Source organism: Kiloniellales bacterium (assembly GCA_030066685.1).
GTDB lineage: Bacteria > Pseudomonadota > Alphaproteobacteria > Kiloniellales > JAKSBE01 > JAKSBE01.
On the sequence record JASJBF010000029.1, the window covers coordinates 70,076 to 83,578 of the forward strand.

11 protein-coding genes are annotated in these 13,503 nt (G+C 64.8%); 6 read left to right on the top strand and 5 right to left on the bottom strand.

Features of this window, described 5'->3' with window-relative positions:
* Positions 1-14 precede the first annotated feature (14 nt).
* Together QNJ30_16835 and QNJ30_16840 are read right to left on the bottom strand one after the other, a co-directional pair.
* Positions 15-1,724 (bottom strand): long-chain fatty acid--CoA ligase, encoded by a 1,710-nt coding sequence (locus tag QNJ30_16835; GenBank protein ID MDJ0945137.1) that lies wholly within the window; start codon positions 1,722-1,724, stop codon positions 15-17.
* Positions 1,725-1,805: 81 nt separating this feature from the next.
* Positions 1,806-2,012, bottom strand: coding sequence for a dodecin family protein (locus QNJ30_16840; GenBank protein ID MDJ0945138.1), 207 nt, complete (start codon positions 2,010-2,012; stop codon positions 1,806-1,808).
* A 267-nt stretch (positions 2,013-2,279) separates the two neighbouring features.
* Between QNJ30_16840 and QNJ30_16845 the strand changes: the two genes are divergently transcribed.
* From QNJ30_16845 to QNJ30_16855, 3 genes are all read left to right on the top strand, one after another.
* The gene (locus QNJ30_16845) at positions 2,280-2,717 is read left to right on the top strand and encodes an RT0821/Lpp0805 family surface protein (protein ID MDJ0945139.1); all 438 of its coding nucleotides are present in this window, start codon (positions 2,280-2,282) and stop codon (positions 2,715-2,717) included.
* A gap of 265 nt (positions 2,718-2,982) precedes the next feature.
* A complete protein-coding gene (otsB, locus tag QNJ30_16850) occupies positions 2,983-4,506 on the top strand; it encodes a trehalose-phosphatase (protein ID MDJ0945140.1) in 1,524 nt (507 codons plus the stop codon).
* Positions 4,503-6,995 (top strand): glycosyl hydrolase family 65 protein, encoded by a 2,493-nt coding sequence (locus QNJ30_16855; protein MDJ0945141.1) that lies wholly within the window; start codon positions 4,503-4,505, stop codon positions 6,993-6,995. Before otsB ends, QNJ30_16855 begins: the two co-directional genes overlap by 4 nt.
* Before the next feature lie 72 nt (positions 6,996-7,067).
* On the opposite strand, the gene QNJ30_16860 is transcribed toward QNJ30_16855, so the two are convergent.
* Positions 7,068-8,573, bottom strand: a complete 1,506-nt coding sequence (locus QNJ30_16860; GenBank protein MDJ0945142.1) for a hypothetical protein — start codon at positions 8,571-8,573, stop codon at positions 7,068-7,070.
* Positions 8,574-8,707: 134 nt separating this feature from the next.
* Positions 8,708-9,181 carry a hemerythrin domain-containing protein gene (locus QNJ30_16865; GenBank protein ID MDJ0945143.1) on the bottom strand — a complete coding sequence of 158 codons (474 nt, stop codon included), beginning with the start codon at positions 9,179-9,181 and terminating at the stop codon, positions 8,708-8,710.
* Between the two features lie 133 nt (positions 9,182-9,314).
* Here QNJ30_16865 and QNJ30_16870 point away from each other — a divergent pair, with 133 nt between their 5' ends.
* The 3 genes from QNJ30_16870 to QNJ30_16880 all read left to right on the top strand — a co-directional run bounded on the left by QNJ30_16870 (position 9,315) and on the right by QNJ30_16880 (position 12,372).
* Complete coding sequence (locus tag QNJ30_16870) at positions 9,315-10,124, top strand: class II glutamine amidotransferase (GenBank protein ID MDJ0945144.1); 810 nt, start codon at positions 9,315-9,317, stop codon at positions 10,122-10,124.
* A 138-nt stretch (positions 10,125-10,262) separates the two neighbouring features.
* Entirely contained in the window at positions 10,263-11,891 is a 1,629-nt protein-coding gene (gene groL, locus QNJ30_16875; protein ID MDJ0945145.1) for a chaperonin GroEL, read from the top strand.
* Between the two features lie 88 nt (positions 11,892-11,979).
* Complete coding sequence (locus QNJ30_16880; GenBank protein ID MDJ0945146.1) at positions 11,980-12,372, top strand: hypothetical protein; 393 nt, start codon at positions 11,980-11,982, stop codon at positions 12,370-12,372.
* Positions 12,373-12,381: 9 nt separating this feature from the next.
* On the opposite strand, the gene QNJ30_16885 is transcribed toward QNJ30_16880, so the two are convergent.
* Positions 12,382-13,503 carry a Glu/Leu/Phe/Val dehydrogenase gene (locus QNJ30_16885; protein MDJ0945147.1) on the bottom strand — a complete coding sequence of 374 codons (1,122 nt, stop codon included), beginning with the start codon at positions 13,501-13,503 and terminating at the stop codon, positions 12,382-12,384.

The window sequence follows — 13,503 nt, forward strand, 5'->3', positions numbered from 1 at the left end:
GCTTGAAGGCCTTCTCAGGCCTCGCGCAGCGCCCGCTTCAGGATCTTGCCGATCGCGGACTTCGGCAGCGAATCGCGAAAGGCAAAGGCCTTTGGACGCTCGATCGCCGAGAGCTGATCCTGGAGGAAGGCTTCGAGCTCCTCGACCGTCACCTTGCGCCCGGCCTCAGGTACGACGAACGCCTTCACGATTTCGCCCCAATAGTCGTCCGGCATCCCGACTACCGATGCCTCTGCCACATCGGGATGCCGGCAGATCGCCGCTTCGATCGCGGATGGATAGAGCGTGTAGCCACCGCTGATGATCACGTCCTTCAAGCGATCGACGATGAAAAGATAACCCTCCTCGTCCAGATAGCCGAGATCGCCGCTGGACAGGCGGCCGTCGACCAAAGCAGCCCGTGTCAACGTCGGCTGCTGCCAGTAGCCGGCCATGATCTGCGGACCACGCAGGCAGATCTCGCCGGTCTCCCCGGGTGGCAGGACGCTCCTGGCTTCATCGAGGGACAGGATCTCGATCACCGTCCCGGGCAGCGGCAGCCCGACAGAACCCACTTTGTCCCGGCTCTCCAGAGGGTTGCCGCAGGCGACCACGGGCCCCGATTCGGAGAGGCCATAGCCTTCGGTGACGGGCACGCCGGTCACGTCCTCGAAACGCCTTCGGAGGTCGAGCGGCAGGGAATCGCCGCCAGAGATGCAGACCTTCACCGTCGAGAAATCGGTCGTTGCCGCCTGGGGCGCCTCGAGCAGGGCACGAAGCATGGTGGGCACGGCACTCATGAAGGTCGGACGCAGCCTGTGTATCGTCTTCAGGACCTGCTTCGGCTCGAAGCGCGGCAGGATGATCAACTCGGCGCCCAGAGAAAGGCCGAAGTTCATCAATCCGGAAAGTCCGAAAGCGTGAAAGAATGGCAAGACGGCGAGAATCCGGTCGCGCCCTGGCGAAGCCTTGGTGAACCAGGCCCGGCATTGCAGCGCATTTGCCAGGAGATTTCTGTGAGTCAGGGCGACGCCCTTGGGGCGGCCGGTCGTGCCGGCGGTGTACAGCAGGACCGCCGCATCTCGGCCGGGATCGATCATCGCCGCGGCACGGTCGCCGCGCTCGACCAAGAGGTCCTCGAAGGTCAGGTGCCGGTCGTCCTTCGGCACGGCGAGGCGCTGCCGCATCTTCGTCAGGCGAAACATCAGACCCTTGAAAGCGGGCAATGCCCGATGGAGGCGGCAGACCACGATCTTGCGCAGCGATTCCAGCCCCAGTGATGGCTCGACCTTGGCGTAGAGTGCCTTCAGGTCGAGCGTGACCAGGACCTCGCAGCCGGAATCGACCACCTGTTGGCGCACCTCTTCGGCCGCCAACAACGGGTTGAAGGTAACCACGACGCCCCCGGCCTTGATCACGCCGAAGAAGCAGATCACGAAGTAAGGGCAATTGGGCAGGAAAAGACCGACCCGCGTGCCCTTGGTGACGCCAAGAGCGCGGAATCCTTCGGCTGCGCGATCGACCGAGGCGGCCAGCTCCGCGTAAGTGAGCCCCTTGCCCAGGAACTCCAGAGCGGGCCGGTTGGGATGGTCGCGGCGGGCATCGTCCAGCACGGCCCAAAGCGGCCGATCCGGAATGTCGATCCGCCAGCCCACCCCAGGCGGGTAGGAAGCCTCCCAAGGATAAGGCTCGCGCTGCGCTGATCGCTGGACTTTAGGCAAGCCGGCGTCATTCAAGCGAGTCATCTCGCCCAGACTCTCCCTTCGAACCGATTCCCCTCTTGGTCATGACGAATGGCCGGCGGGCCCACCCAGAAGCATCGACCCTTACGAGCCCTCCAGCAGGAAGGAAATCTTCGCGTTGATCCGGTATTCGCTGATCCGTCCGTCCTCGACGACCGCTTCCATGTTCTTGATATAGATCGAGCGAATGCCCCTCACGGTCTCTCTCGCTTGAAGGAGCGCATTGTTGGCCGCGTCCTCCCAGCTCTTCTCCGACTGGGCCAGCACCTCGATCACCTTGAGCATCGTCATAGCTACCTCCGTAGTCTTGGTAGGCCTGCATATCCTTCACACTGTCCGGTCCCAACTTCGCCGCCATGACCTGCGTCAAGAAATCGACCGACACCTACCGCATCCGGAATCGATCGGCAGGAAGAGGTCCAGGGGTGGACGTGTCCGGCGCTTGATCTGAGTCATGGCAGGCGACCTGCGCAATACCTCTAGTGGGCCTCGAGGCTCTTCGAGGTGAGGAAAGGTGGAATGAGCAGGAAGTGGATAACCACCGCCGCATTGATCGTCATGATGACGGCGGGCTGTGCCGAGAGCGGATATGGCCCCAAGCAAAGGGTCGGCGGCCTCACCGGGGCGGCGCTCGGCGGTCTGCTCGGCGCCCAGTTCGGCAGCGGCGCAGGGCAGTTGGCTGCGACCGGCGCCGGTGTTCTGATCGGCGGCCTCATCGGAAGTGAAATCGGCCGATCCATGGACGAGGTCGATCGCATCAAGGCCAACGAAGCGGTCAATCGTGCGCACGGCGCCCCGATCGGAGAGACCATCACTTGGAACAACCCGCGATCGGGCAACTCGGGGGCCGTGACCCCGCTCCGCGACGGCACGTCGACCTCTGGCCAGTATTGCCGGGAGTTCCAGCAAAGCATCACGGTCGCCGGCGAAACGGAACAGGGCTATGGCATCGCCTGCCGGCAGCCCGACGGCACTTGGCGGATCCTGCAGCAGTAACAGAACCCTAGCCGGATAGGGGCGTCTGCGTCCTTCCTGGCCAATCATGACCGCAGTAATGAAGCAGCGAAGAGAGCGACTGCACGAGACGAGCCGATGACGAAAATCGCATTCGCGGTGGCTCGGCTTGTTCCTGCCCACGCAATCATGGAGACGAGCCATGAGCATGAGAGCCGAGGCGCCGAGACCGTCGGCGCAGAGAGCGCTTCAGCCCGACGATTCTAAGAGGCGCGCTTCGATAGACCCCGGACAGATCGATGCGATCTTGCTGGATCTGGACGGTGTCGTGACCGAGACCGCGAAGACCCACGCACAGGCCTGGAAGGCCACCTTCGACGAGTACCTCGGGGAACGCGCGGCACGAGTTGGCGGCACTTACGAGCCCTTCGACTTGGTGCAGGACTACCAGCGCTATGTCGACGGCAAGCCGCGTTACGACGGCGTTGCGAGCTTCCTGCGGTCGCGGAACATCTACCTGCCGCCTGGGGAAGACAGCGACCCGCCGGACAGGGAGACGGTCCGCGGCCTGGGGAACAGGAAGAACCAGTTCTTCCTCAAAGCGATCAGGCACAGTGGCGTCGAAGTCTATGGAAGCTCAATCGACTTCATAAAGCGCGCCAAGTCGCACCGCCTGAGGGTCGCGGTCGTCTCGTCCAGTCGCAACTGCCGCGAGGTCCTGGAGGCCACCGGCATCGGCGATCTCTTCGACGCGCAGGTGGACGGGGTGGTCGCAAAGGAGTGGATGCTCGCAGGCAAGCCGGCGCCAGACACTTTCCTGGAAGCCGCGCGGCGTTTGGGGGTAGAACCGAGCAGGGCCGCCGTCGTCGAGGACGCGATATCCGGGGTTCAGGCCGGCAAGGCCGGTAACTTCGAGCTGGTGGTCGGCGTCAGCCGCAACGGCCAGCCAGAGCTTCTGCGAGAAGGCGGCGCCGATGTCGTGGTGTCCGACCTGAGCGAGCTGAGTCTCAAGAAAGGCGAACACGGAATGAGCGCCCTTGCCCCGCCGGCCTTTGAGAATCTGGACGCACTCTGGGCCCGGATCGGACAGCGACGTGTCGCGGTCTTTCTCGACTATGACGGAACGCTCACGCCGATCGTCGAGCGTCCCGACCTGGCGGTCCTGTCAGATGACATGCGCACGACGCTCGCGGCCCTTGCCGAGCGCTGTCCCGTTCTCGTGATCAGCGGCCGAGAGCGCGGCGACGTGGAGCGGCTCGTCGGCCTGAAGGGGATCATTTATGCCGGCTCCCACGGCTTCGATATCGTCGGGCCCGCAGGCGCGGAGCTTCCTCATGAGAAGATCGCCGGCTACGCGCCGATCATAGCGCAGGCGGCCGGCGAGCTTGATCGTCAGCTTGCTTCGATCGCGGGCGTCATCGTCGAGGACAAGACCTATGCCTTAGCCGTGCATTTCCGAATGGTGAGCCCCAAGGACGTGGGCCGCGTCGAGCGTATCGTAGATTCCGTTGCCGCACAGCATCCCGCGCTGCGCAAGACGGGTGGCAAGAAGGTCTTCGAGCTCCGGCCCAACTTGGATTGGGACAAGGGAAAGGCGGTTCTCTGGCTGCTCGGCGCGCTGGATCTCAACGACACGGATGTGGTGCCGCTCTACATTGGGGACGACATCACGGACAGCGACGCCTTCGATGCGCTTCATGGCAAGGGACTCTCGTTCCTCGTCGCCGAACGACCGCAAGCCACGAACGCAGACTACCGGCTATCGGATACGGCCGAGGTGCAACGCTTTCTGAAGGAACTGACGGCCGTCATCGAGGAGAGAGAGGCATGAGCGAATGGTGTCTGCGCTATGAGGGCTATGACCCGCAGAGCGAAGGTTTGCGGGAAACGCTTTGCGTATTAGGCAACGGCTACTTCGCCACGCGTGGCACCGCGCCGAACGCGGTGGCCGACGACGTTCACTATCCCGGGACCTATCTGGCCGGCGGCTACAACCGGCTGACCAGCGAGATCGCCGGCCGCGAGATCGAGAACGAAGACCTGGTCAACATCCCCAACTGGCTGCCTCTCGTGATCCGCATCGATGACGGGCCATGGCTGCGTCCGGGCGAGGTCGAACACTTCGACTACGAGCAGGAGCTCGACCTGCGGCAGGGCCTGCTCTCGCGCTCTTTCCGCCTACGCGATCCGCAAGGTCGGACGACGCTCTGGCGGGAACGTCGCTTTGTTTCCATGGCAGAGCCCCACCTGGCCGCTATCGAGCTGCGCCTCACCCCGGAGAACTGGTCGGGGCGGATGACCCTTCGCTCGGCGATCGACGGCGGCGTCCTCAATGATGGCGTTGCGCGCTACCGCGAACTGAACCGCCGGCATCTCGAGACCCTTGAAACCGCGCAGACCAGCGATGACACGATCTTGCTCCGCAGCCGCATGGTCCAATGCCGCCGCGAGATCGTCGAAGCCGCGCGCACGCGGCTTCAGCAGGACGGGAAGCCCCTGGCTGGCGAGCGCCACTTGGACCGGCTGCCCGATTTCATCGCCCAGGACATCGCCTTTGACGCCGAAGAAGGACGGGAGATCGCGGTCGAGAAAGTGGTCGCGCTCTACACCTCTCAGGACGAGGCGATCTCGGAACCGGGACTGGCCGCGATCGACCAGCTCGACCATGCCGACTCCTTCGACAGGCTTATGGAAGCGCACCGACGCGCCTGGGCCCATCTCTGGGAAGAATGCGGGATCGAGATCGAGACCACGGCGAATCACCACGTGGGCCTGAAGCTCCGTCTGCATATCTTTCACCTTCTGCAGACCATCTCGATACACTCCGTCGACCTCGACGTCGGAATGCCGCCGCGCGGCTGGCACGGCGAGGCCTACCGCGGCCATATCATGTGGGACGAGTTGTTCATCTTCCCCTACCTCAACCTGCGCAAGCCGGTCCTCACGCGGTCCCTGCTGCGCTACCGCTACCGGCGGCTCGGGGCGGCGCGCCGGGCCGCGCGAGAGGCCGGATTCCGTGGCGCGATGTTTCCCTGGCAAAGCGGCAGCGACGGTCGCGAAGAGAGCCAGCGCCTGCACCTCAATCCGATGTCGGGGCGCTGGATCTCCGACGATTCGCAGCGCCAGCGCCATGTCAACGTCGCCATCGCGTTCAACGTCTGGCAGTACTACGAGGTGACGGAGGATCGCGAGTTCCTCTACGACTTCGGCGCCGAGCTGATGCTGGAAATCGCCCGTTTCTGGGCAAGTATCGCCAGCTACGACGAGTCCAGCGGACGCTATGCGATCCGCGGGGTCATGGGGCCGGACGAGTTCCATACCGCCTACCCGGGAAAGGACCCCACGACGGAAGGCGGCCTGGACAACAACGCCTATACCAACGTCATGGTGGCCTGGACGCTGAGCCGCGCCCTCGATGCCCTCGACCTGCTGCCCGAAAACCGGCGCCGGGAACTCTGCGACCAGCTCGAGCTGAGCGCGGAGGAACTCGACGACTGGGACGATATCAGCCGCAACCTGACCGTTCCCCTCCATGACGGCGTCATCAGCCAGTTCGAAGGCTACGAGAAGCTGAAGGATTTCGACTGGGACGGCTACCGGAAGAAGTATGGTGACATCCAGCGACTGGATCGCATCCTGGAGGGCGAAGGCACCGATTCCAACCTCTACAAGGTCTCGAAACAGGCCGACGTCCTCATGCTCTTCTTCCTCTTCTCCACCGAGCAGCTCACGGAGATCTTCGAACGCCTTGGCTACGATTTCGATCCCGACACTATTCTCAAGACGATCCGATACTACGTGCAGCGCACCTCTCATGGCTCGACCCTCAGCTGGGTCACCCACGCCTGGGTCCTGGCACGTGCCGATCGACCGCGCTCCTGGGAGCTCTGGTCCCAGGCGCTGGACAGCGACATTGCCGACATACAGGACGGCACGACCAAGGAAGGGGTTCACCTCGGCGCCATGGCCGGCACGGTCGATCTGGTCCAGCGCTGCTACACTGGCATCGAACCGCGCGCCAACGTGCTGACCTTTAATCCGCGGCTTCCGGATGAACTGACCTGCCTCACGACGACCGTCCGATACCGCGGACAAACGCTCGATCTCAAGGTAAATCACGAGAAGCTTTGCGTCTCCAGCCGGCCCTTCACGGCATATCCGATCACCATCGCCTATCGCGGCCACGTGCGCGAGATCAGCCCGGGGCAGCGCTACGAGTTTCGGCTCGTGCACCAGAAGGAGCGCGGCGGCGCCAGTCTGCAGCAACGGCAAAATGCAGCCCCTTCCGCATCGCCGAAGCCGCAGGAGCCGGCGGCATAGGACCGGGACCGTCGGTTCTCTGTTCTGCGCCGACGTAGGCCATGATGCCCCCGCTGGACGCCGGGTTCACTTTCATAACAAGCTCGTGGTCGCGTCGCGGGCCATTTCTTGGACGGCGGCGGCGCTGTCGGCCAGCACGATCAAATCGTACCCCGTTCCTGCCTCCAGCGGGCCGGGCGTCAGGACGATGACCCCTTCTTCGCGCTTGCCGGCGACGAAAAGCCGTTCGCCCAGACTGTGGACGACGTCTGCAAAGGGCCGGCCTCGCGCCCTCAGATGGCTCCTTTGAGCGATCACGAAGGGACGACGCTGCCAGTTGCCCAGAATCCGATTGATCAAAGTCATGGGGATCGACACGCCACCCCACCGGCCATTGCATTCGACCCAGTGGGTTCTGCTTCCCGTCTTGCCGTCATTCAGCAGAATGGCGTCGAAGCTGCAGCGGCCGAAATAGCCAAGACACTGAAGCAGGTAGGCGAGCTGGAGGGTCTCGGTCGCCAGCTGCCGGCGAACGGTCGAAGACAGCTCGCAGGGCGAAGCACCGACAAAGACGCGTTTTCTGCCCGCCAGGTTCTGCTCGAAGATCCCTTCGATGATCGGCAGGTTCTCGGAGGAATGGGGAATCCAGACCTGAACCGATGGGCTGGCCAGGATCGGTTGCTCCCAGGCCGTGACCATCAGCGGGAAGTCTCCCCTCCAGCCGGTTCGGGTCAGCAGGGAACAAAGCTCCTCGCGCAGCGGTGTGAGCGGGCGTCCGGCGACCTCCGCAGACTCCAGGACGATGTTGCCCGTCGAGCTGGCGGAGGCCGGTATCTTGATGGCAACGCTGGCATAGCGACCAGCCAAGCTCTTCACGTGATAAGCGAGGAGCGCCGGCCCGTTGGCGAGCCGAACCTCGGGTAAGGCGCCGCGTCCGAGGACGTCGTCGACCCTCGCCTCGAACCAGAGCTTGTCGTTCACACAGCGCGTCAGACCCGGCGGCCCGGCGGCGACGCGGACTTCCGCCTCGCTTCGTCGGGCGATGGCTCTCGCCAAGGCCCAAGCCTTGCCGTCTCCGAGGTAGGGCAAGAGGTTGAGCCCGCGGTGTTCGTCGGCCAGTCGCGCCATCCCTTCGAGGAACCGCGAGTCGCGCAAGCAACGAAGGGCCAGGGGAACTGGAGGCGAACAGGCTTCTGGGATCCGGACCTCGACCCGGCCCAGAGCCAGCGTGTCGCGGCAATAGCTTTCGAAGGCAGGATTGCGGTCGGCTGCAAGGGCAAGGACATCGCCGTCGCCGGCCAGCATCATCGCACGATAGGTGTAGCGTCGATCATCCTCCGGGTTGTAGAGGGCGATGCTGCTGTGGTCTTCCAAGACTAGGTTGGGACCCGGACCGAGACCCGAGCTCACACGCGGCCCGAAAGCGGCGGTCGAGATCAGGCGCGGATCGCGCTCTTTGATCTCAACGGCGAGGCCCTCTATGCGGGCGCGTTGCATCCCGTCGAGTTCGACCCTGTGTTGCTCGACGATGGGCAGGCGAAACCCTGTCTTGTCCGAGGCCGGATCCGCCGTGATGAACGGCTTCCTGGGAATAGCCATATCAGAGCCCTCACAGAGACCCTAGAGCACGATGACATAGGGTGGAATCGACCTCCTGTCTGAATCGTGCTCTAAACTTCTGAAAAAGAGCGAGATTCAGACATGAAGCCGGATCGGCTTCATGTCATCCCGCTCTAGGGCCGGTCGCCCGAGACCTCCGTCCAGGCGGGATGCTCGGCTCTCAGTTTCAGCAGCTCGTCGAGCAAAGTCGCCTGTTCGGCCTTAGTAATGCGACCGATGGCTTCGAAGAGCTCGCCGCACTCGGCGATGTGAGCCTCCATCGCCTCCGAAGCGCGCAGCAACTCTCGCCGCTCTTCCTCCGGCAGGGCCGCAGCCATCGGCAGCGTTTCGAGAGCGCGGACGACGGCCAGACCCTCCGCATGCTCATTCAACAGGCCCTCGACGTGATCTTTGCCTATGAGCGGCACGAGCACAGGATAGAAATGCCGTTCCTCAAAAGCGATATGGGCGCCCGCGTCCCGATCCACGTCCGCCGCCGCGGCGCTGGCCTCGGACTGGCGGCCCGCCCGAAGCGCGGAGGAGATCCGGTGGAAGCCACGGCCCAACAAAGCGTGGTCTTCGCGGAAAGCCCGCAGCAGTTCATCCATGGCACGCCCCATGGTGACCAGTCTTCGACAGCCGACCCTTGCACCCTATGAGGTGGATCAAGTTTCTCGGAGATATTGCCGGCCTAAGATTGCGAAGAGCCTTGATCAGCAGCTGGGAGGGTGAGATTTCGCGATGTGCCGCCTCTATGGCTTCCGGGCGACCGAGGAATCCAAGGTGGAATGCACCCTGGTGCACGCGCAGAACGCCCTCATGGTGCAGAGCCTGGAGGATTTGAAGGGCTACACCCATGCCCACGGCTGGGGCGTGGCGGCCTACGAGGATCACCGACCGCTGGTTGAGAAGGAGGCCTGGGCTGCCTATCACGGTGAGCACTTCCACCGCGCTGCTGCCCGGATCTATGCGCGGACGGTCCTGGCCCATGTCCGGCGCGCCACCGTCGGACTCGCGATCCCGGACAACACCCATCCCTTCGTGCACGAGACCATCGCCTTCGCTCACAACGGTACGGTGCCGCACTTCGACGCCCTGCGCCCGCGCTTCCTCAACGCCATGTCGGATCCTCAGCGCGCCGCCCTGCGTGGCACCACCGACAGCGAGCATGTCTTCCGCTTGCTCATGACTCTGCGCAGTCGGTCGCCCGATCTGACCTTGGCCGAGTTGCTGCGCCAGGGCGCACGCCTGGTCTTCGACTGGTGTCAGGCCCGGGACCCGGCGGCGAAGATCGGCCTCAACCTCTTGATGACGGATGGAGCGGAGATCGCCGGAACCCGGATCGGCCGGGGCCTCTTCTACGTGGAGCGCGACGGCGTCTATGACTGCGAGATCTGTGGGTTTCCGCATATCCACCACGTGCCGAGCCGGGATTATCGGGCCGTGGTCGTGGCCTCGGAACCGATCACCCGGGAGACCTGGCAGGAGGTTCCGGCGGACTCCCTGATCCGGATCACGCCGCAAGCGGAGCTCGTGATCCAACCGCTTTGAGACTCGGGCTTGCTGCTTCAGAGCCTCGCCAAAATTCGCGAGGAACCAGGGCAGGGTTATTGACCCAGAGCAAGGCGCGCCAGTCCCGCCTCTGTTCGAGTCGCTGCAGGACTGTCGCCTGATCAAGGAGTGGGACGCATGCCTGCCAAGGAGATCAAATTCTCGAGCGATGCCCGCGAGCGGATGCTAAAGGGCGTCGATATCATGGCCGACGCCGTCAAGGTGACGCTCGGTCCCAAGGGCCGCAACGTCGTGGTCGAGAAGAGCTTCGGCGCACCGCGCATGACCAAGGACGGGGTCTCGGTCGCCAAGGAGATCGAGCTGACCGATCACTTCGAGAACATGGGTGCCCAGATGCTGCGCGAGGTCGCGGTCAAGACCAGCGAGCTCGCCGGCGACGGCACCACGACCGCCACGGTCCTGGCCCAGGCCATCGTGCGCGAGGGGGCCAAGGCCGTCGCGGCAGGCATGAATCCCATGGACCTCAAGCGCGGCATCGACCGTGCGGTCGAGTTCGTCGTGGCGGAGCTCCGGGCGCGCTCGCGCAATGTCACCACGACCGCGGAGATCGCACAGATCGGGACGATCTCGGCCAACGGCGAGACGGACATCGGCGACATGATCGCCGATGCCATGCAGAGAGTCGGGAACGAGGGCGTGATCACGGTCGAGGAGGCCAGGAGCCTGCTGACCGAGCTCGAGGTCGTCGAAGGCATGCAATTCGACCGCGGCTACCTCTCCCCCTACTTCATCACCGACGCCGAACGGATGAAGGCGGAGATGGAGGAGCCTTACATCCTGCTGCACGACAAGAAGCTCTCGTCGCTCCAGCCCCTTTTGCCGCTTCTGGAAGCCGTGGTGCAGTCCGGCAAGCCGCTGCTGATCGTCGCGGAGGACGTCGAGGGCGAGGCCCTGGCCACTCTGGTGGTCAACAAGCTCCGTGGCGGCCTCAAGGTCGCGGCGGTCAAGGCGCCGGGCTTCGGCGACCGCCGCAAGGCGATGCTCGAGGACATGGCAGTCCTGACCGACGGCCAGCTCCTCTCCGAGGAGCTCGGGGTCAAGCTCGAAAACGTGACCATGGACATGCTGGGCCGCGCCAAGAAGGTCATCATCACCAAGGACGACACCACCCTCGTGGGCGGGGCTGGAGAGGCCAGCAAGATCCAGGCACGCTGCGTCCAGATCCGTCGGCAAATCGAGGACACCACCTCCGACTACGACAAGGAGAAGCTCCAAGAGCGCCTGGCCAAGCTGGCCGGGGGCGTTGCGATCATCCGGGTCGGCGGCGCCACCGAGGTCGAGGTGAAGGAGCGCAAGGACCGGGTCGAAGACGCGATGAACGCCACCAAGGCCGCGGTCGAGGAAGGCATCCTGGCCGGCGGCGGGATGGCCCTGGCCTATGCGGCCGGGGCGCTCGGCTCGCTCAACGCGGCCAACCACGACCAGCAGGTCGGTATCGACATCGTGCGTCGGGCCCTTCAGATGCCGGCCCGGCAGATCCTGGTCAACGCCGGAGAGGACGACTCCATCGTCATCGGCCGCCTGCTGGAACAGGAGGATTTGGACCGGGGCTACGACTCGCAGGCAGGCGCGTACTGCAATTTGGTCGAGGCCGGCATCATCGACCCGACCAAGGTCGTGCGTCTCGCCCTGCAGGACGCGGCCTCGATCGCGGGGCTGCTGATCACCACCGAGGCCATGGTCGCCATAAAGCCGGAACCGCTGCCACAGCCGGCGGGGCCGGGAGCTGCCGAGATGGGCTTCTGACCGCCGGAGTGGAGCGAGGGCCTCGTCGCAAGGCGCTCAGCGCCGCGACGCGACCGTCGTTCACGGCACGCCAAGGGAGGCTACGCGCATGACCGCCTCGCTTCTCCTCGCACGCCTCATCGGGCCGCTGTTCCTGGTGGTTGGACTGGGGATGCTCGTGAACCGCGTCTACTACCGAAGCATGATCACGAGCTTTCTGAAGGACCCCGGCCTCTACTACTTCTCGGGCGCGCTCGCCCTCGTGGTCGGCCTGGTGATCGTCCTCTACCACAACCTCTGGACCGCCGACTGGCGGGTCGTTATCACGGTGATCGGTTGGCTTTCCATCCTCAAGGGTGGCATCCGGATCCTCCTGCCGACCGCGGGCAGGGGCTTGGCGCTTCGCCTGTCCGAAGCGAACTGGCCGGTCGTCTCCGGCGGCCTGCTGCTGCTGGCCCTGGGCGGCTGGCTCACCTTCCAGGGCTTTGGCCTTCTAGGCTGATCCCGCGGCTCAGGACCAGCGCCGGTAGGTCATGGCCCGGCGGACCCGTTGCTTGGCAAGCTCGACCGCCGCGGCCCGCGGAGTCACCTTCCGTTCGGCAGCGGCCGCTAGGACGGCGTCCGTGTTGTGGCGGACCTTCTCCGCGATGGTCTCAAAGGCCGCGGCCTGCGTCCCGCCGGCATACTCCACCGCGGCACAGATCACCCCGCCGGCGTTGGCGATGAAGTCGGGGATCACCAAGACGCCGCGCTCGTGCAGCTCGGCCTCGGCCTCCGGGGTCACCGGGATGTTGGCGCCTTCGGCCACCAGCTTCGCCTTCAGCCCGCTGACGTTGTCGGCGCGCAGCACGTCGGGACGCGCGGCCGGGATCCAGATTTCGCAATCGACGCCGACGACCGCGTCTCGGTCCAGCGTCTGGCCCCTTCCGTAGTCGAGCACGCTGCCGCCGCTCTCCTTAACCTCGATCAGGCGGGCGATGTCGATGCCTTCCGAATCGTGCAGGGTGCCTTTGGAGTCGGCCGCGGCCACCAGGACCGCGCCGCCTTGCGCTAGGAAGCGGGCGGCGTGCCTTCCGACGGAGCCAAAGCCCTGGACCGCGACCCGGGCGCCATCGAGCTTCAGGTCGCAATGGGCCTTGGCGACCTCGACGGCGACGCTGAGCCCGAAACCGGTGGCGCCGATCTCGTCGAGGGGAATGCCGCCGATCTCACGCGGCAGGCCGACCGCGCGGCCGATCTCGTCGCGCACCCAGGCCATGCAGCGTTCGTCCGTCCCCATGTCAGGCCCGACGATGTAGCCGGAGAGATCCCGGATGGCGCAGGCGTAGGCGCGGATCAGCCGTTCCTTGTCTTTAGCGGGCATCCGAGGATCGGCGAAGATCACCGACTTGCCGCCACCGTGGGGCAGACCCGCCGCGGCGTTCTTGAGGGTCATGGCACGGGCCAGGCGAAAGCACTCCTCCAGGCTGACGTCCGGAGCCATGCGCAGGCCGCCGATCGAGGGGCCGGCGGCGATGTTATCGACGACGACGATGGCCTTGAGACCGGTCGTGGGCTCGTAGACGTGGACGATCTGCGCCGGGCCAAGGTCGTCGGCGAAACGAAAGACGTTCTCCCTGTCACCGCTCCGCAT

What these genes read in the sequence shown, in the direction of transcription:
- QNJ30_16835 (MDJ0945137.1), bottom strand. Translation starts at nt 1,724, where the DNA reads ATGACTCGCTTGAATGACGCCGGCTTGCCTAAAGTCCAGCGATCAGCG.
- QNJ30_16840 (MDJ0945138.1), bottom strand. Translation starts at nt 2,012, where the DNA reads ATGACGATGCTCAAGGTGATCGAGGTGCTGGCCCAGTCGGAGAAGAGC.
- QNJ30_16845 (MDJ0945139.1), top strand. Translation starts at nt 2,280, where the DNA reads ATGATGACGGCGGGCTGTGCCGAGAGCGGATATGGCCCCAAGCAAAGG.
- QNJ30_16855 (MDJ0945141.1), top strand. Translation starts at nt 4,503, where the DNA reads ATGAGCGAATGGTGTCTGCGCTATGAGGGCTATGACCCGCAGAGCGAA.
- QNJ30_16860 (MDJ0945142.1), bottom strand. Translation starts at nt 8,573, where the DNA reads ATGGCTATTCCCAGGAAGCCGTTCATCACGGCGGATCCGGCCTCGGAC.
- QNJ30_16865 (MDJ0945143.1), bottom strand. Translation starts at nt 9,181, where the DNA reads ATGGATGAACTGCTGCGGGCTTTCCGCGAAGACCACGCTTTGTTGGGC.
- QNJ30_16870 (MDJ0945144.1), top strand. Translation starts at nt 9,315, where the DNA reads ATGTGCCGCCTCTATGGCTTCCGGGCGACCGAGGAATCCAAGGTGGAA.
- groL (MDJ0945145.1), top strand. Translation starts at nt 10,263, where the DNA reads ATGCCTGCCAAGGAGATCAAATTCTCGAGCGATGCCCGCGAGCGGATG.
- QNJ30_16880 (MDJ0945146.1), top strand. Translation starts at nt 11,980, where the DNA reads ATGACCGCCTCGCTTCTCCTCGCACGCCTCATCGGGCCGCTGTTCCTG.
- QNJ30_16885 (MDJ0945147.1), bottom strand. Translation starts at nt 13,503, where the DNA reads ATGCGGAGCGGTGACAGGGAGAACGTCTTTCGTTTCGCCGACGACCTT.